15 protein-coding genes are annotated in these 18600 nt (G+C 34.7%); 4 read left to right on the top strand and 11 right to left on the bottom strand.

The features are described 5' to 3' along the window. Window positions 1-191 precede the first annotated feature (191 nt). On the bottom strand, window positions 192-1469 hold the full coding sequence (ltrA, locus tag LXM54_RS27185) for a group II intron reverse transcriptase/maturase (RefSeq protein ID WP_233319424.1): 1278 nt from the start codon (window positions 1467-1469) through the stop codon (window positions 192-194). A 983-nt stretch (window positions 1470-2452) separates the two neighbouring features. On the opposite strand from ltrA, the gene LXM54_RS27180 reads away from it, so the two are divergent. Beyond that, window positions 2453-3013 carry a hypothetical protein gene (locus tag LXM54_RS27180; RefSeq protein ID WP_233319421.1) on the top strand — a complete coding sequence of 187 codons (561 nt, stop codon included), beginning with the start codon at window positions 2453-2455 and terminating at the stop codon, window positions 3011-3013. Window positions 3014-3449: 436 nt separating this feature from the next. Here LXM54_RS27180 and LXM54_RS27175 read toward each other — a convergent pair whose 3' ends face one another. Beyond that, window positions 3450-4022 (bottom strand): suppressor of fused domain protein, encoded by a 573-nt coding sequence (locus LXM54_RS27175; protein WP_233319420.1) that lies wholly within the window; start codon window positions 4020-4022, stop codon window positions 3450-3452. 427 nt (window positions 4023-4449) lie between these two features. After that, complete coding sequence (locus tag LXM54_RS27170) at window positions 4450-4764, bottom strand: ArsR/SmtB family transcription factor (RefSeq protein WP_233319418.1); 315 nt, start codon at window positions 4762-4764, stop codon at window positions 4450-4452. Between the two features lie 173 nt (window positions 4765-4937). Here LXM54_RS27170 and LXM54_RS28645 point away from each other — a divergent pair, with 173 nt between their 5' ends. Both LXM54_RS28645 and LXM54_RS27165 read left to right on the top strand, forming a co-directional pair. After that, window positions 4938-5408, top strand: a complete 471-nt coding sequence (locus tag LXM54_RS28645; protein ID WP_442780549.1) for an MFS transporter — start codon at window positions 4938-4940, stop codon at window positions 5406-5408. Further along, window positions 5291-6316, top strand: a complete 1026-nt coding sequence (locus LXM54_RS27165) for an MFS transporter (RefSeq protein WP_325169602.1) — start codon at window positions 5291-5293, stop codon at window positions 6314-6316. Before LXM54_RS28645 ends, LXM54_RS27165 begins: the two co-directional genes overlap by 118 nt. A gap of 60 nt (window positions 6317-6376) precedes the next feature. Here the strand turns inward: LXM54_RS27165 and LXM54_RS27160 are convergent, their stop codons facing one another. The 8 genes from LXM54_RS27160 to LXM54_RS27125 form a co-directional block, all read right to left on the bottom strand. After that, window positions 6377-8494 (bottom strand): transglycosylase domain-containing protein, encoded by a 2118-nt coding sequence (locus LXM54_RS27160; protein WP_233319426.1) that lies wholly within the window; start codon window positions 8492-8494, stop codon window positions 6377-6379. 628 nt (window positions 8495-9122) lie between these two features. Next, window positions 9123-10562 (bottom strand): MFS transporter, encoded by a 1440-nt coding sequence (locus LXM54_RS27155; RefSeq protein WP_233319417.1) that lies wholly within the window; start codon window positions 10560-10562, stop codon window positions 9123-9125. 98 nt (window positions 10563-10660) lie between these two features. Further along, on the bottom strand, window positions 10661-11248 hold the full coding sequence (locus LXM54_RS27150) for a TetR/AcrR family transcriptional regulator (protein WP_233319416.1): 588 nt from the start codon (window positions 11246-11248) through the stop codon (window positions 10661-10663). A 124-nt stretch (window positions 11249-11372) separates the two neighbouring features. Further along, window positions 11373-11828, bottom strand: coding sequence for a nuclear transport factor 2 family protein (locus LXM54_RS27145; protein WP_233319414.1), 456 nt, complete (start codon window positions 11826-11828; stop codon window positions 11373-11375). A 68-nt stretch (window positions 11829-11896) separates the two neighbouring features. After that, complete coding sequence (locus LXM54_RS27140) at window positions 11897-12352, bottom strand: nuclear transport factor 2 family protein (protein ID WP_233319411.1); 456 nt, start codon at window positions 12350-12352, stop codon at window positions 11897-11899. 629 nt (window positions 12353-12981) lie between these two features. Then, on the bottom strand, window positions 12982-13788 hold the full coding sequence (locus tag LXM54_RS27135; protein WP_233319409.1) for an endonuclease/exonuclease/phosphatase family protein: 807 nt from the start codon (window positions 13786-13788) through the stop codon (window positions 12982-12984). 4 nt (window positions 13789-13792) lie between these two features. Beyond that, the gene (locus tag LXM54_RS27130) at window positions 13793-15439 is read right to left on the bottom strand and encodes a PTS transporter subunit IIBC (RefSeq protein WP_233319407.1); all 1647 of its coding nucleotides are present in this window, start codon (window positions 15437-15439) and stop codon (window positions 13793-13795) included. 74 nt (window positions 15440-15513) lie between these two features. After that, window positions 15514-17184 (bottom strand): glycoside hydrolase family 13 protein, encoded by a 1671-nt coding sequence (locus LXM54_RS27125; protein ID WP_233319406.1) that lies wholly within the window; start codon window positions 17182-17184, stop codon window positions 15514-15516. A 339-nt stretch (window positions 17185-17523) separates the two neighbouring features. Between LXM54_RS27125 and LXM54_RS27120 the strand changes: the two genes are divergently transcribed. Beyond that, window positions 17524-18543 carry a LacI family DNA-binding transcriptional regulator gene (locus tag LXM54_RS27120; protein ID WP_233319404.1) on the top strand — a complete coding sequence of 340 codons (1020 nt, stop codon included), beginning with the start codon at window positions 17524-17526 and terminating at the stop codon, window positions 18541-18543. The last annotated feature ends 57 nt before the right edge of the window (window positions 18544-18600 follow it).

The following is an 18600-nucleotide window of genomic DNA, read 5'->3' as shown; positions in this document are numbered from 1 at the left end:
ACCTTCTTCCACTAAACTCCCCAAAAGTTAACCATTAGTACTTTCTTTTTGGTTTTAGATACTTTGTGAATATATGCACTTAAAGTAGTCGAGTAGAAGGGAGCCTTTCTACCTTACGGTAAATTGTACTCCTCTCCCCTCACAGAACCGTGCTTGCGCTATTAACGCACACGGCTCCTCCAAATTATCATTTACAGAATATAGCTAATCTCGTTTCTCAATTCATATATGTTAACTTTAATCCTTGGTGTTGGAAGCGGAAACTTATAAAGGAAGAGCCTAAATTTGTCCCATGTAAAGGATTTCCTTTGGCTCCTTCTATTTAGCCATTTAAATAGTAAACTTTCTATTTTCTCTCTGAAGTCGTTAACAGTTTGAATATTATCTGTAATGCAGTAATAGTTGTAGTATCCCATTAATGACCGTTTGAATCTATCCATGATCAAGTGAATGTTCTTATTTCTGTTCTGCTTTAACCACTCTTTAGACTCTTTAAGTTTTCCTTGGACTTTCTTTCTACTTGTTTTCCTTTTAACACGAAACTTTCCTTGTTTACTTGTTCCGCAATAATGAGTGAATCCAAGAAAATCAAAGGTTTCAGGTTTGCCTTTCCCTATTCGTTTGGCATTATGTTCTGCAAACCTCCCGAAGGGAATAACCTTCGTTTTATCTTCCGCTATCTCCAAGTTAAATTTCTTCAATCTGGACTTTAAAGACTTATAGAACTGTTCAGCTTCCCTTCTATGTTGAAAACAACATACAAAATCATCTGCGTATCTTACTAAGTATGCTTGTCCTTCACAACGCTTTCTAACCAATTTCTCAAACCATAAGTCAAGAACATAATGGAGATATATATTAGCTAAGATAGGAGATATCACTCCACCTTGCGGTGTACCAGTGTCTGTTTTGTATTTCCTACCTTCTTCCATATAACCACCTTTGAGAAATCTGTTGATTATATTCAGGAGGTTTGGGTCAGCTATCCTATGATTTAAGAACTCCATCATCCATTTGTGGTCAACATTATCAAAGAAACCTTTGATATCTACATCTACTACATAACTAACTGCTCTCTTCTCAATATAAAAGTTTAGTATTTTCAACGCATCATGACAGTTTCTATTTGGTCGAAACCCAAATGAACAATTTAGAAAGTCATTTTCATATATTGCATTTAGCACTTTGGCAATACCTTTTTGTACAATTTTATCCTCATGTTCTGGTATTCCCAGTGGTCTTTTCTTGTCTGAGTTGAGCTTCGGGATATACATTCGTCTTACCGGAACTGGGCGATAACTTTTGCTTTTAAGTCTACTTACCAAGTCCTTGATGTTTTCCTTCAGACTTTCAGCGTATTGTTCTTTAGTTGTACCCTTAACACCCGATGCCTTCTTGTTCGGCAACTGGTAATGACATTGAGTAAGTGACTGTTCATTTAATAGATGCGCAAGAGATGTAAATTTCATTTTACTATCATACTTTGCTAATTCTGCTATCCGACTCCCTAAACGGCATTTGGATTCCTTGCTTATTATCACTTGTACACCATACTCTTCTAGACAAGAAGAGACCGATAGGGTCTCCCGAGTTGCCGTATCATATCGATGTATAACGTGCCAAGGTCTCTGACTCCAGAGAGGTTTTATCCTTCTTGCCTTTAACAAAGGATAAAATGTTGCTTTCTGCACGCAGTTAAGGCATTAGCCCTCTCAGTATAGAAACGTTTATGGAGCTCAATCCCTTCAACCATATGGCTTTCGGCCCGCTATCTAACTGTCTACGCTTAAAGACTAAAGTTACCCTCAGTCCTCCAAGACTCGCTACGAGCGAATGGCTAGTTCTTACTCGGCGGGAATCCCACCCGCTATATGATACGACCTAGGCTCGGCCGCACAACTGCCATGTTTCTACCATAAACATGATTTGTTCATTTATTACATGAATGCTGCTCTGTTTGTGACATATATATAGTTTTTAGACGAGCAAAAAAAAGCCCCTTTATAATAAAGGGTTTATGTTAAATCTTATTCCATACTCTTTCTAATTTTTTCAGGAATCATACATTATTTACTTAACGAAATTATGTTTATATACTTAATTTAGGATTAGTCTCCCATAAATCTTCCTAATATGCAGTAGAAATAATTATAGAAGTTGTGTTTTTTTCTATCATTTCTTTTACCTTGTATCTTTTAATATGCAATCTTATAAATAATTTGAAGTGTTAAATTACTACATTATGTTTAATTAGATAAAAATGACTCCAAAACAATCTAGCATTTTAGTTACTTAAATACATAGATTATCTTCATAGTTGCTTAGAGAAATTAAAAACAGTTATTATAAATGGAGAGTATATAAAAAGATTGTTAATGAGGTGTTATATATTTAATTAGAAATTAAGTAATAAGCATTCTAATGAGATTTTCTCTAGGAGGTGTATTTTCAGATGAATTTTCCAAGTAAAAGGTTATTTAAAATATCAATTATTACTCTATTATTAAGTATTTTCTTGTTGCTGCTAATATTTATTTTGAATCATAAAAATATATACATACAAATAAACATTTCATCGTTTAGATTAACCAATAGTTTTATAAAAATAGTTACTATATTTACAACTGTACTTTCTTTTACCTATATAATTTTTATGAAAATAAGAATGAAATTTATTAGAGTGATAGTAATTATATTCAGCATATTATTTTTAGGCATTACTTTCCTTATCAACTTAATATTAAACGATGCTGAATATACCTCTTTTTATTCACCTGATTATAAACAAAAATTTATTGCCCGTGAAACCGGGTATACTGAGATTTATCAGATGTCAAAAACAGGTTTGTACATGAAACACCTGGTTAATATTCAAACTAATAATGGTTATAAACCATTTTATAATGGTTCCTATCAGATCATGTCTAAAGATTCTAACGAATTAATTATAAAATATGTGTTTGACTATATGCATCCCGATAATTTTACAGAGGTTACTATAAAATATAAATAATAGAAAGAGGCTTTTCAAAGGAAAGCCTCTTTTTCTGTTAAAATTTTTATTCTAAATACTTGATTATTGAGATTAAATTCATATTACATTAAAAAATATTACTAACAACAGATTTTTACTCTTGATGGATTTTAATTAGTATATAAAAGAGGTTTTTCCTAAAATATCTTCAATTGGAACAGTCCCAAATTCGCTACTACCCAGGGAAGTACACCTTTAAGGAGGTTTTTAATGAGTAGGAGGTTTATCACCTAATATAAAGATATGATTGATTCCTTGTCCATTGTGGATACGGCGATTGTCCCATCCTTAAAAAGTTTCGTAATACTTCTAGTCTGTGAATAAATACACTTAAACTAACTTGCCCCCTTTAGTGCCATAAGAAATTTAACAGAAGGGCATTAATCTTTGTTGAATAAAGCCCCCTTTAGGATTTTTAAATGACTGAATCCCTTTCTAAATTAAAAACATTAATTTGGTTCTCATAAAATAGTGCTTCCAAAGCCTTTATTCCGTTTTTATCCGCATAAATCTTTTCATCTTCCGAAATCGGAATAGCCATTAACCAAGCCACTTGTTTTTTCTCAAAATTAATTGTTTTCAATTTATCTTCCCAAAGAAAAGGCGATAGAAATAAAATATGTTTCATTGGGCTTTCAGGCAAATACATTTTCACTATGTCTTTATAGATAGTTCCAAATGAGCAATCAAATTTAGAATTGATTATATTAAACGCACAGGTTGCTATAATATTGGCAAAACAATCAAATTCACTTGCCCCCACGAATTCACACCTTAACGGTACCCTATTATCCTCATATCCAATAGAAAAATCGGATAAGCCAACAGTAGAGTAAGATAAAATACCTTCAAAATTTTTATCTTCACAAGAAAGAATATCGACTGAACTTATATTGTTTTCATCCCAATATTTAAAAACATTGGACTTTCCTTCAAATGCTTTAAGTGCTGTTCTTGCAAGAACCTTATTTTCTTGTGAAACAATCATTTAACCTCCCCAATTCTTATGGTTTACATTTAATATACTGAATCGGCTACACTAAGTTGGACAGAAAATATAAGGGCTAGTACACTTATCATACTAACCTAAAGGAGCTTGGTACTATGCCACGTCAATTTTTCCCAACAAATCTTGTGTATCACACACTCATAATAGTTGCGTGACTATAAAATGGAAGTACTAAATATTGCCCCTATCAATTAATCTGTAAGGTTTGTCCTCTTTTTATTATACCACTATATATAAATATTCTCCTACAAAAAAGCAATTATCAAAGTTCCCTTTCTTTTTTACTTGTTAAGTAAAAAAAGATACTTTAGTGATTTACGTAAATGCTTATTATCACAGTTGATAAGAAAAATAACCACTTATAAAGAGTGGTTATTTTTGTTTATTCATTAACCTAATTTACCTTCTAAATCTCTTCTTTGTCATAAATATTTAATATTGAATCTAACAAACCAGGAAAGCGTGCATTCAAGTCTTCTGTTCGAAGTGACAACAAACGTTTAGTCCCTTCAAAACGAGTAAAAGTAATTCCGGCTTCACGCAATGTACGTATATGCTGAGACCTTGTAGAATTAGCAATCGGAACATCAAAATTCTTACAGGCTTGTTCTCCACTGTTATGCATTTGTGCCACCATTTTTAGACGAATTGGATCACTTAGCGCATGTAGAACAGCTGGTAACATGAAGTCTTTGCGATCCGGATGATGTAGAGATTTCATTATTTTTCCCTCCATATATATTTACCACGGCAAATTATTAATAATTTATATATTAACTTTTTTGTCTAAATACAAATTGTATTTTACAATACCTCATGCTATACTTCAATTGTTCGCTTGTTTACGAATTATAAAACTTAATACATAATACGAAAAAATAAAGGAGAGATGGCATGAATTTAGTCAAAAATCCGTCAATGGTTAATTCAGAGCAGCCACTTTTAGCACGGGAAGGATTTACAATCATTACAATTTGCATAGCTATTGTATTGGCTCTTATGAATACATCCATGTTTAATTTAGCCTTACCTGATGTAATATTAGATTTTAACATTTCCTCGTCCACAGCTTCATGGATTGTGTCGGGATATTCTATTATGTTTGCTATTTCTTCGATAACATTTAGTCGTTTATCTGATTTTGTACCACTTAAAAGGCTGTTGATTATTGGCGTATTGGCTTTAGGAATCGCCAGTATAGTTGGATTTTTTAGTAATAGTTTCCTTACATTGCTTCTATGTAGGATGTGCAGGCTTCAGGTGCAGGCGGTATTATTTCACTTTCTATGGTGCTTTATACACGTTATATCCCTATCGAACGTCGTGGTGCAGCTATGGCAATCAATATGTCTGCTGTTTCACTAGGATTAGGTACGGGGCCTGTTGTTGGAGGACTAATTGTTGACAATTTGGGTTGGCATTGGTTATTTATCCTTACTTCATTTGTTCTTTTACTAATTCCCTTAATGGCTTTTGCACTGCCTAAAGAATTACCAAGCAAAGGGACATTTGATTTTCTCGGTGGGGTATTACTTGCTTTGGGTACGACCTTTTTGCTTCTGTTCACAACGAACCAGAATTGGATTATTCTTATTGCTGGACTAATCGCGTTAGTTCTCTTTGTAATCCGTATTCGTAAAACGAAGGATCCATTTGTACTTCCGTCTTTGTTTTCAAACCGGCCTTATTTAATTCTCGTTTTGCTAGGCATCACTGGTTATATATGTAATTTCGCTACATTATTTTTGTTGCCGCAAATATTGACTCAAAATTTTCACTTTTCAGCAGGGCATGCAGGATTAATTATATTTCCCGGTTCCTTACTCGCTATTATTTCATCACGTATGGTTGGCCGAGTGATTGACCGCTTTGGAAATGGTTATTTTTTAAAGTATGGCCCTATTGTATTGCTTTCTTCTATAATCCTCTTCGCCATTTTAATTGGACACAATTGGATAGGAGCAATGATTACCTATATGATTCTTAGTCTGGCATTTACAGCACTTTCTAGCTGTTTATCTAATGAAATTTCTCGTGTGCTTGATAGGAAGTTTATAGGTTCAGGGATGGGTTTATTTCAACTGCTTCAGTTTTTTAGTGGTGCATTCGGAGTAGCTATAGTGGCAATTGCTTTAGAAAAACAGCACCAACTGTCCTTAGCAGTCGCGTATTCTAATATTTACTGGGGCTTAGCATTGCTCGCTGTAGTGGGTGTTTTAAGTACATTTTTGTATAGGAAATATACACCAATTACACAAGCAAGCAAAATTTAAATAAAAAATAACCACTCTGTATGAGTGGTTATTTTTTGAAAGTTTTTAAATTGAAGCTATTTACTCTTTCTCTTTCTCTTTCTCTTTCTCTTTCTCTTTTTTCTTCTTTTCTTTCTCCTGTGCCTTCTCTTCTTTTTTTACTTCTTTGTTTACTTTTTCCTTTTCTTTCTTTTTATCTTCTATCTTTTTCTCTTCTTCTAATTTCTGTTCTTCTACCTTCTTTTGCTCTTCCTTCTTCTTTTGTTCTTCTTCTCTCTTTTTTTGCTCACTTAACTGTTTTCCAATTAATGAGAGAGCAAAGTCTTTTTTAGTGAATTCTGATTTAGAGCGAGATATTATTTCTTTAAAAATTGTTGTAACACTTGAACCACTTGTACTTGATAGAAAGTGTTGAGCGTCTGTTTTATCGTATCCTAACCAAATCGCTCCTACGATTTCTGGCGTATAGCCCACAAACCAGTGATCCTTTGCCCCATCATTATTAGCAAATGGGAGTTGTGTAGTTCCTGTTTTACCTGCAATCTCCAATCCTTCCACTTGAGCCTTAATCCCTGTTCCTTTTTCTACGACTCCTTTAAGCATATAGGTCATTTTTTGAGCGATTATTGGTTCAGTTACTCGGATTGCATTTTCTTTCCACTTTGCAAGGGTATTTCCATTTGCATCTTCTATTACTTTAATGGAGTGTGAATCTACCATTGTTCCATTATTAGGGAAAGCGGAATATGCTTGGGCCATTGATAGAGGAGAAGTTCCTTTACTCATGCCGCCAAGAGCTAAACCTGGCGTATAATCAGCTTCCTCCAATTCAATTCCAAATCTTTTTACAGCATTTGCCCCATGTTCCAATCCGATTTTCTGCAATAACCATACAGGTGGTACATTATAGGAATGTACTACCGCATCATACATCGTTACTTGACCTCTGTATTGATTATCGTAGTTTTTAGGTTGATATCCATCAATATTAATCGGATTATCCTGTAACATATCATAAATATCATAGCCTTGTTCTATGGCTGGTGTATATACAGACAATGGTTTCATTGTAGAACCAGGCTGTCTCTTTAGTTGAGTAGCATGGTTAAATCCCCGAAATGTATGTTCTCCTCTTTCACCTACAATTGCGTTAATCCCGCCGGTTGAAGGATTGATGAAAACGGCTCCGCTCTGAATTAATTGATCTGCTTGGCTTTCAGGAAATAACGCGTCCTCTTTATACACTTCCTCGGCAGCTTTTTGTAAGGTAGGATTTAGTTTTGTATAAATATGAAGTCCACCTGAAAGAATTTCATTTTCGGTTAATCCGTATTTTTGAGTTGCTTCCTCAATAATATGATCTACGTAAGAAGGATACTTTCCTTTATAGTCATCCATCTTTTTCCCCTCTAATACTATTGATTGTTCCTTTGCTTTTTTAACATCACTTTTAGTGATATAGCCTTCCTTTTCCATTAATGATAAAACAACATCTCTTCTTTCAATTGATTTCTCCATATTTTTAAAAGGAGATAATATGGATGGAGCTTTGATTAACCCTGCGATCATAGCTGATTCAGCTAATGTTAATTCACTAACATCCTTCCCAAAGTAAGTTTGTGCTGCACGCTGGATTCCCCACGCACCTTCGCCAAAATAAATTTGGTTTAAATATTTTTCCATAATTTCGTCCTTAGAATAGGTTCGTTCAATTTTTTTAGTAATGATAAGTTCTTTAATTTTTCGAGTATATGTACGTTCTTGAGTTAAAAAGGCATTTTTGGCTAACTGTTGTGTTACAGTGCTTCCACCTGCCACGACTTCACCGCTAATGATATTACTAGCAAATGCCTTAATAATGGCTATATAATTAATTCCATTATGCTTGTAAAAGCGCTGGTCTTCTGTTGCAATAACAGCATGAATCATATCCTCAGGAATTTGTTTAATACCTACACCTTCAATATTTGAAACCGATATTTTACTGGCCACAGCTCCACTTTGGTCATAAATAATCGTTGACTGAGGAGCAGGATCTTCTAGTTTACTAACATCTCTTGTCCATATAAAAATATTTAGTATAATAACGGATAATATGACTATCGCTAAAAAGATTACTAAAAGCCTAATCTTAAAACCTTTAGAACTCCAATTTCTCCAAATACGTGGAGTAGTGCTTCGGTTCTGCCTTCTTTCCATTCTTCCCAAGTTTATTCCTACCTTCTTAAGATGTTGATAACCATATGGATTGCTATAGGATAAAAACCTACCCCAAATGTGAAATGAAATTGTTATTAATTTCTTCACTCGATTTACTTTGCATTTTATTGCCTTATTTAAAAAGAATCTTATATGATAGGACTTTCTTCCATCTCCAGAGACAATTATAAATATAAGCCTAATTTGTTTGAAGGGGCAAAACGCACTATAAATTATACGGATGGAAACATTATTAAATAAAATAATATAAGAATGAAACTAAAAGTACCTAAATAAATCTCCGTAATTATGTAATTTTTTTAAATTTATTCAATTATTCCAGGACATACTACCCTATTAAAATCACGATTTATCATGCTAATTTCTGCAAACTTCTTTACTCTCACACTGAATTAACTTCGAAACTTTGCGGCATAATTTACTAACTGTACATAGTATTGTTCCTTACCCTTCATAAAGTTATAAGCATATGTACCAGTGAAAAAATCTCTCTTTTTATTTGACCTTTTTTCTATACAGCCCTGATTGATAAATTAACAATGCTCTTTTCTACAGGAATGCCATAGACTAAAAAAACAGCTGCAAGTCTGCAGCTGGATATATTTATTTAATGAGTTATTGTAATGTTGGTATTTTCCTCTTCTTTATTTATTTGACTAGGCTGTTTAAGGGTAACAAACGCCACTAAAATACCAAGCAAAGTAATGGCTGCCGAGATTAGAAATGCGATATGGACGGCACTATTTAGATCTGATGGTAACATCATTTCCATTGAGGAAGAATTCGATCCGAGACTTGCTGATATAATCGCCATAATAACAGCTAAACCAATGGCTCCTCCTATCTGTTGACCTGTAGAGATAAGGGCAGAAGCTACACCCTGCTCTTTTTTACTGACACCTGTGCTACCCGCTATAAACATCGTTGTAAAAACAAGTGCCTGACCGATACCGATAATAACTGTACCAGGGATTATCTCTATGAAGGAGCCCGTTACCGAAAGTCTACTTAATAAAAGGAAACCGATGATTCCAAGTCCCATTCCTATTCCAATTGTTCCTGCCACTCCAAAAGAGCTAAGCATCTTATTTATTAACTTTGCACCTACAAAGGCACTAAGTGTTAGTGGCAGGAAACTAAGACCAGATTCTATCGCTGAATATTCCAATACTCCCTGTGTATAAAGGGTTAAAAAGTAATAAAGGGAGCCAAAAGAAGCTGAAAATAAGAATGCAGTTAGTGCGGCTCCAGTTAGGTTCCGATTATGAAACATTTGAAAAGAAATTAAGGGTTCTTTTGTTCTTTTTTCAATTACCACAAATGAAATCAAAAGAACTACTCCGATCACAACAAACGGAAGTGTCGATTTACTAAACCAACCTTCTGCTGGAGCTTGAATGAGATAATACACGGAAAGCAATAAACCGAGTGTAACCGATATCGTACCCGCGATATCAAAACCCTTCGCTGCTGATAAATTCTTACTTTCTTTAAGTACTATTGGTGCAAGAATAATTACCAAAATGGCAATCGGTACATTTACGAAAAATGTTGCTTCCCAACCAACATAACTAGTAAGTAGACCTCCAAGCAGAAGGCCTAGGGACATTCCAACACCACCCATAGAAGCCCAAATCCCCAATGCCCGATTTCTTTCTTTTCCTTCCTTAAAATTAGACATGATAAGTGATAACGTTGCTGGTGATAGGAAGGCTGCACCTAGCCCCTGCAATCCCCTTGCTGTAATTAACATTAGTTGAGATTCTGCTAAGCCACCAAGGAGTGAACCTAGTCCAAATAGGCTCATAGCAATAATAAACATACGTCTTCTACCTAAAAGATCGGATAAACGACCTCCAATAAGCAATAACCCACCAAACGTTAAGGAATAGGCACTTACAACCCACTGTAAATGATTTGTTGTAAAACCAAGTTCATTTCCAAGCGAAGGCATTGCCACAAAAATAATGGTATAATCGAGTGCCATAACTAGCTGAGATATGGCCAGTATAAATAGAGCTATTCCTTTGGTTTTATCTGAATTCATTTTCTAACTCTCCTTTTATTAAGACTAAACCTAACAATTTAAGATTGTTTGACTGTTCAGTCTAATATTTTCAATAATAAATGAAGCGCTCTAACGCTTCATTTATTATCAAGTACTGATAAAGTAACTGTTGTTATTTGTTCAATAACGTTTGAATCCTCGGTGAATTTTGCTGCTTGTGTTAAAGCATATCGAGCGTGGTATAAATACTGCGCAAGTGCCCGTAAGTCCTGTTGTGGACTAAACTCACCCTGTTCCTGTCCGCGAAGTAAAGCTTCATAGAGCGCATTTTCTAAGCGAATTTTATCTTGTTTAAATAACTCAGCAATTTCAGGATCATGCGGTATTTGATCTATTGCACTATTTAAAATAAAACATTCCCTGCGGCGCTGTTCATCATTTAAAGTTTCAACAATAACGGAGAAAATATCTGAAATAGCTTTTTTAACAGGGTTAGTCTGTTCTAAATAATCAACGACATTAGTCGATTTTTCATTTACATAATGACTTACAGCCTTGATAAAAAGATCTCGCTTCGTACCATAAGTATCATATAAACTTTGACGGGCTATACCCAAGCCTTCTAGTAGAAGTTGTAGAGATGTTCCCTCGTATCCGTAATGACCAAACACTTCCATAGCTTTATGCAGAACTAGGTTAGTGTCAAATTCCTTACTTCGAGCCAAATTGATTCGCCTCCTTCCTTCTCAAAATACTACCTTTACTAGAACATTCAGTCAAGAATAGAAATTAGTTTAAGCCTATTTCATTTAAATAGAATTGTTACATGTTCTAAATTCGAGTCAAACCTTACTCTGAGAATTGTACTGCTTCATCGACACTGCCGACGGACTCTATCGCAACCAGCGGATTCCAGAAATCACGGTATCGAGTAATCTTTCCATCTTTTGTTTCCACCACACTTATATACGTTTGATTATACGGGTTGCCTGTTTCTCGATGCTTGCCGACGGACTTAAATTCTGCGATGACCAACTCTGGATCTACCGTCAAATGAAACTCCAGTTCTGTGAACTTCACTTCGAAGTGCTGCGGGAAGTTTTGCATATACTCATAAAGCTCTTCTTTTCCTTCTTTCTTTTCTGGAAACCCTGATGGACCATATGGAAATTCAAGAACACCGTTCTCTTCCCATAGCTCTACCCACGCCTTAATGTTGCCTCCCGATAAATGATTCAGATGATTTCGGAATGCCTCCTGTGCTCTTTCTCGGATTGCTTCTTGTGTTAATGTTTGATTTGTCATTGTTTTTTCCTCCTTATTATTTTTGACCATTTAGTCTATTTTTAGTAAAAAAATATCTTTTTTTTGCTTTACTCTGAGAATTGTACTGCTTCATCGACACTGCCGACGGACTCTATCGCAACTAACGGATTCCAGAAATCACGGTATCGAGTAATCTTTCCATCTTTTGTTTCTACCACACTTATATACGTTTGATTATACGGGTTGCCTGTTTCTCTATGCTTGCCGACGGACTTAAATTCTGCGATGACCAACTCTGGATCTACCGTCAAATGAAACTCCAGTTCTGTGAACTTCACTTCGAAGTGCTGCGGGAAGTTTTGCATATACTCATAAAGCTCTTCTTTTCCTTCTTTCTTTTCTGGAAACCCTGATGGACCATATGGAAATTCAAGAACACCGTTCTCTTCCCATAGCTCTACCCACGCCTTAATGTTGCCTCCCGATAAATGCTTCAGATGATTTCGGAATGCCTCCTGTGCTCTTTCTCGGATTGCTTCTTGTGTTAATGTTTGATTTGTCATTGTTTTTCCTCCATTTTCTTTTTTGACTCTTCAGTCTAAATAGATCAAAAAAATAAGTTGCTGTATTTCAAGCTATTTCTTACCGTTTCAGCAAGCTTTCCTTCTTGATGAATTCATCATATCACTTTCCAGACCGTTCAGTCAATAAAAATATAAATAATTTTTGATTATTTTAATTTTGTTATTTTACCAATTAAAAAATGTCCCTGTTATAAGGGGGATTATGGAAGTTACGGTTTTTCTGTGAATAATGTATTTCAGAAATATACTGCCAAGTTTATTATACGGCTCACTTCATTATTACAGGAATACTGCCTCCTATAAATCAAAATGACCATAATAGTTACGGTTCTGTATTAGTAAGGAAAATTAAAAATCGCTTTCCCTAAGAAAAGGAAAGCGATTCTTCAATGTATTCTTATTCAATTAAAAGCCCCATTTTTGATACAATACGATTTAAACAACTTCTTTAAATAAGGTTTCACATCTAAGCAATACCACAAAACATTAGAGAAATTAGGCATTCAAGGCAGCCATACTCGCAAAGGGAAACAACGGAGAAGCTATATCGCTCACACTTTAAAACAGTATAACTTTACAGTTGTTTCTATTAAACCAATGACTTTCAATCAGCCGCTTTGTTTATGGTTATCCACTTCTATTTCGACTCCAAAATGATCCGAAATAATCCTTTTAGTTTTCCCATTAAAAATAACACCTGAATAATTGATCGGCTCTAGTTGTCCTGTTAGTATTAAATCGATTCGAAGATCTTGTTTATTTTTGTCCCATCCATCTATATTACCTTGAACAGTTATGCCATTATCTTTTTCTTCAGCAAGGTAGTACGTATCATAAAGACCTTGGCTTATTAAATAATCATAGCCTCCATCTTTAATAGATGCATTATTATTAAAATCCCCCATTAAGTAGAACCTATCTTCCTTTGGAATACAATTCAAAAGAGAATCAACTTGATTTTTAAATGGCTCTTCCTCATCATGCCACCAGCCTAGATGACAGGAATAAAAAGAGATAGGTTGATTGTCGTAGGATATTTTTGCACCAACAATCTTTCTTGTTTTCCAGTAATTTGTATCCCTGCTATTTGTCACAAAAAATGAGTATTTTTCTATAATGGGATGTTTTGTAAGAATAGCTAGTCCTTCCTCATATATATCAAATCCGATATGAGAAAAATCCCAAACTAATTGATAATCTGTTACTCCAAGCTTATAAAGTTCATCTAGTAAAACAAGTCCATAATTATCTTTTTTAATATTTTCTTTTATAAGTATTTCGCTAATCGTTTGACTCACCTCTTGAAGAGCAATGACGTCATACGATTTTGCTTTAATTGTTTTAGCAAGGTATTTTATTTTATCCAGCTGATTTTCTTCTAGCCAAGAGTGGCAGTTTAAAGTTAATAGTTTCATAATCTTACATTCCTAAGCGGTCTTGAATGTCTGATTTTAAGACATCTGCTTTAGGACCATAAATTGCTTGTACCCCTTTATCTTTTACTATTAAGCCTAACGCGCCATTTTGCTTCCATTGCTGTTCTGTAGAAACGGCATTTGTATCCTTTACCGTTACACGCAATCTGGTCATACAAGCATCAACATCTTCAATATTATCTCTGCCGCCTAATAACCCAATAATCGTCGTTGCAAGTGAATTATCATTGGTGTTGGCAGTTTTCCCTTCTTGGTTCGACTCCCCATTTTCCTCCTCGATATAATTGCCAGCACGTCCAGGAGTTGGGAAATTGAATTTTTTAATCAAAAACGAAGCTACGAAGAAGTTTAATCCGAAAAACACTGCACAGGCGATTACAAAATTAACTAAATCTAACCATAAGCCTGCTTTAATAATCATTGGTGAACGAGTTAATAGTTCAATTACTCCAAAGGCGTGAACTCGTATATCAATAATATCAACAATTGCAAAAGCTAAACCAGTCATAATTGCATATGCTATATACAAAATTGGAGCAGCAAACATGAACATAAACTCGATTGGTTCAGTGACACCAGTTAAAAATACAGCCAATCCAGCTGACAAGAACATAGATTTATATTTTTTTTGCTTATCCTTATCTACATTGCGATACATCGCCAATGCAATACCTATCAAAGCAGCACATGAAAGTATCATCTGTCCTACTTTAAAACGTGCAGGTGTTATCTCATTTAATAACTGTTTATAACTTTCTACATCACCAGCTGCAAGAAAATTATTTAAGTCAGCAATCCACGCTAGCCATAGAGGATCTTGTCCGGCTACTGTTTGTCCAACACTAGAACCTGTTAAGATTTGATATGTTCCTCCAAGTTCCGTATAGTTCATTGGAACAGTTAACATATGATGTAGACCAAATGGTAATAGTATACGTTCTAATGCACCATAAATAAATGGAGCAATAACAGGTGCTGTATCGCGAGAAGTTGCAATCCAACGACCAAAATCATTTAATAATCCTTGAATAAATGGCCATACAATTGATAAAACGAGAGCGGTTACAACTGAGCCAACAATTACTACAAATGGAACAAACCGTTTACCATTAAAGAATGCAAGTGATTGTGGTAACTTATCATAATTATAAAATTTATTAAATAGAGTAGCTCCTAAGAAACCCGAGATAATACCTACAAAAACCCCCATGTTTAACGCCGGTGCGCCAAGAATCGATGTAAAATAATCTTTAACAATTAATTCACTACCAAATAAAGATTGAACAGTTGCTTTAGGATCAGCTAGCATCTCACTATTTACACCAAAAATATTACCAGTAATTCGGTTCACTAGAATGAAAGCAATTAATGCTGCAAAAGCACCACCCGCACGTTCCTTCGCCCAAGAACCACCAATAGCTACGGCAAACAGCACATGAAGATTCCCAATGATTCCCCAGCCAATGTCCTCCATAACTCGTGCTATTGTTTGGATAACTGTCAAATCCCCACCAGTCATACTAACCAATTTCCCAAGCGAAATCATAATACCTGCTGCCGGCATAACTGCGACAACAACAAGTAACGCCTTACCAAATTTCTGCCAAAAATCAAATGAAAGTATTTTCATTTTCTGACATCCTCCTACTACCAATTATTTATTTTTAGGCAAACGTTTGCACAAATGTGCATGCTTTATTCATCTTAGTTTAAACGATATACCCTAGCTTCATAAGGACTTAAGGTGATTTCTTTTATTTCATCACCATTGTCAACTTCGTAATTACTAATTAACAACTCTGTTGATTCAACTGTAAGATCTGCAGGTAAGACAAATTTTGTAATCTGTGGAAACAGGTTTGTAATAATAAGCATTTTTTCGTTATTTAATGTTCGTGTATATGCATAAATTTGATCGTGTTCTTCTAATATCAAATCATAAGCGCCATAAACAAGAACCTTATTTTCTTTTCGTAAGTCTATAAGTTTTTTATAATAATGATAGATAGAGTTTGGATTTTCTAACGCCAGGTCAACATTTATATTCCTAAAGTTCTGATTTACTTTCATCCATGGTTTCCCTGTAGTAAACCCTGCATTTAAATCGTCGCTCCATTGCATTGGTGTTCTTGAATTATCTCGACCCGTTTTCCAAATAATCTCCATTATCTCTTCATGAGGTTTCCCATTTTCTTTTTCCAATTTATATAAGTTCTTAATTGCAACATCATTGTAATCCTCAATAGCTGGAAATTGAACATTAGTCATCCCAATTTCTTGACCTTGATATACAAATGGTGTTCCTTGCATTAAAAAATACAGCGTTGCCAAACATTTAGCAGATTCAGCCCAAAACTCCTTATCATTTCCCCAAGTGGAAACAGAACGCGGCTGATCATGATTTTCAAAAAACAAGGCATTCCATCCATTATCCTCCAGGCCTTTTTGCCATTTGGTAAGGGTGTTTTTCAAAGCATGAATATCTAAACCATTATTTACACTTTTATTCCAAAGCTCTAAATGTTGAAATTGGAAAACCATATTAAATTTCCCATTTTCTTCACCTACCCATAAATCGGCTTCTTCGACAGATACCCCGTTGGCTTCACCTACAGTCACAATATCATAATTATCAAAGGTTTCACGTTTTAATTCGTCAAGGAAAGTATTAATTCCCGGGCGGTTCATATGCCCATCAAACGACGGTACATAACGTTTATTCTCTGGATTAGGCATGTTAGGGAATCCTGCAACCTTTTTAATATGAGAAATGGCATCGACACGGAAACCATCGATTCCTTTATTTAACCACCAATTAATCATTTCATATAAATCTTGGCGGACACTTGAATTTTCCCAGTTTAAATCAGGCTGTTTTTTTGAAAATACATGAAGATAGTATTCCTCTGTCATTTCATCATACTGCCATGCTGAGCCTCCAAAGATAGATTCCCAGTTATTCGGTTCTTCACCATCAATACCTGAATGCCATATATAGTAATCTCGGTATTTATTTTCTTTTGAAGAACGAGCTTCAATAAACCAAGGATGTTCATCAGAAGTATGATTAATAACAAGATCCATAATCAGTTTCATACCTCTTGCATGGACCTCATCTAATAATTGATCGAAATCAGTCATAGACCCAAATTCACTTAAGATATCTTTATAGTCACTAATATCGTAACCGTTATCATCATTTGGCGACTTGTAAATCGGGCAAACCCAAATAATATCTATCCCTAGATTTTTTAAATAATCCAGTTTGGATATGATTCCTTGAATATCACCAATTCCATCACCATTTGAGTCCATGAAACTGCGCGGATAAATTTGATAAGCAACTGCTTCTTTCCACCATTTATTTTTATTCATTATAAAGACCCCTCTCTTACTAATAACGAGATTAACATAACTTATTTACTTATGCAACCGTTTGCGCAAAAACTTTATAATGCTACCTCTTTTTTATTACTTGTTATTTATGCTAATTTATTGCTATACAAAATGTAACTATGAAAAAACATTTTTATTCGTTAAGATTTTACTGGAACTTCCTATTGGGTAAATAAGCTATAATAAAAGAAAATGAACTGAAAATACCAAAATTATCACCATTAAGCAGCCAAATCCTTAAAATTGATTAACCTTATAAAAACCTAACACAAATAATTCTATACAATGTATGTACTAGGAGATTTGGAGTGAAAATTTATGTCAGTAACTATTAAAGATGTAGCTAAGCTTGCAAAAGTCGCTCCATCTACAGTTTCAAGAGTCATCGCAAACAATCCACGTATAAGTGAAAAAACGAAGAACCGAGTAAGAGAAGCAATGGAGTCTTTAGGCTATCATCCTAATTATAATGCTAGAAGCCTCGCAAACCGTAGTACACAATCAATCGGCCTTGTCATGCCAAGTTCAGTAGATAAAGTCTTTCAGAATCCTTTCTTTCCTGAAGTAATAAGAGGAATCAGTACGAAGGCACATGAAGAAGATTTCGCTATTTATATGTCAACAGGACAAAGTGAACAGGAGAGCCTGGAAGGTGTTGAGCGAATGTTACATGGTGGCAGAGTAGATGGTGTTATCATTCTCTATTCAAGTATTGATGATAAAATTATGTCTTTCCTTCAAGAAGAGAAGTTTCCATTCTCAGTTATCGGTAAGCCATATAATAATGTCAACCAAATTACTCACGTCGATAACGATAATGTTCAAGCAGGTAAAGATGTGACAGACCACCTTATCCGACTTGGACATAAACGAATTGCCTATGTCTGCGGAAGTTTAGATTCAGTTGTTTCGATGGACCGGATACTTGGATATAAAAAAGCATTACAAGATGCTAACATACCATATCAAGAAGAATATATTGTGAAAGAAGAACTCCTTAATGATGGAGGAATAAAAGAAATCTCAAGGTTGATGTCCTTGCAGTCACCGCCAACAGCTCTTATTGTAAAGGATGATTTATTGTCCTTTAGCATTATGGGCACAATTGATAAAATGGGGTACTCCATACCTAAGGACCTCTCCATTGTTAGTTTTAATAATTTAATGTTGAGTGAATTTACTAGACCTCCATTGACAACAGTAGATATTGATATTTTTAATCTAGGTTATCATGCTGCAGACTGCCTATTGGATCTAATAAAAAATCCCGGTCAGGAAGCTAAACAAGTCATTGTACCACATCGATTAGTTGAACGACAGACCAGTCAAAGGATATAAATTTATAATTTAGAAGTTTTTTCTCTAGCGTAAAACATTCCAAAAACCCCAACATAA

Source organism: Bacillus sp. Au-Bac7, assembly GCF_021341655.1.
Lineage (GTDB): Bacteria > Bacillota > Bacilli > Bacillales > Cytobacillaceae > Niallia.
This window is presented reverse-complemented; position numbering and strand designations above follow the sequence as displayed.

Coding starts and splice junctions, on each gene's coding strand:
- LXM54_RS27180 (WP_233319421.1), top strand. CDS start 2,453: ATGAATTTTCCAAGTAAAAGGTTATTTAAAATATCAATTATTACTCTA.
- ltrA (WP_233319424.1), bottom strand. CDS start 1,469: ATGAAATTTACATCTCTTGCGCATCTATTAAATGAACAGTCACTTACT.
- LXM54_RS27145 (WP_233319414.1), bottom strand. CDS start 11,828: ATGACAAATCAAACATTAACACAAGAAGCAATCCGAGAAAGAGCACAG.
- LXM54_RS27155 (WP_233319417.1), bottom strand. CDS start 10,562: ATGAATTCAGATAAAACCAAAGGAATAGCTCTATTTATACTGGCCATA.
- LXM54_RS27140 (WP_233319411.1), bottom strand. CDS start 12,352: ATGACAAATCAAACATTAACACAAGAAGCAATCCGAGAAAGAGCACAG.
- LXM54_RS27160 (WP_233319426.1), bottom strand. CDS start 8,494: ATGGAAAGAAGGCAGAACCGAAGCACTACTCCACGTATTTGGAGAAAT.
- LXM54_RS27120 (WP_233319404.1), top strand. CDS start 17,524: ATGTCAGTAACTATTAAAGATGTAGCTAAGCTTGCAAAAGTCGCTCCA.
- LXM54_RS27130 (WP_233319407.1), bottom strand. CDS start 15,439: ATGAAAATACTTTCATTTGATTTTTGGCAGAAATTTGGTAAGGCGTTA.
- LXM54_RS27135 (WP_233319409.1), bottom strand. CDS start 13,788: ATGAAACTATTAACTTTAAACTGCCACTCTTGGCTAGAAGAAAATCAG.
- LXM54_RS27170 (WP_233319418.1), bottom strand. CDS start 4,764: ATGAAATCTCTACATCATCCGGATCGCAAAGACTTCATGTTACCAGCT.
- LXM54_RS27125 (WP_233319406.1), bottom strand. CDS start 17,184: ATGAATAAAAATAAATGGTGGAAAGAAGCAGTTGCTTATCAAATTTAT.
- LXM54_RS28645 (WP_442780549.1), top strand. CDS start 4,938: ATGAATTTAGTCAAAAATCCGTCAATGGTTAATTCAGAGCAGCCACTT.
- LXM54_RS27175 (WP_233319420.1), bottom strand. CDS start 4,022: ATGATTGTTTCACAAGAAAATAAGGTTCTTGCAAGAACAGCACTTAAA.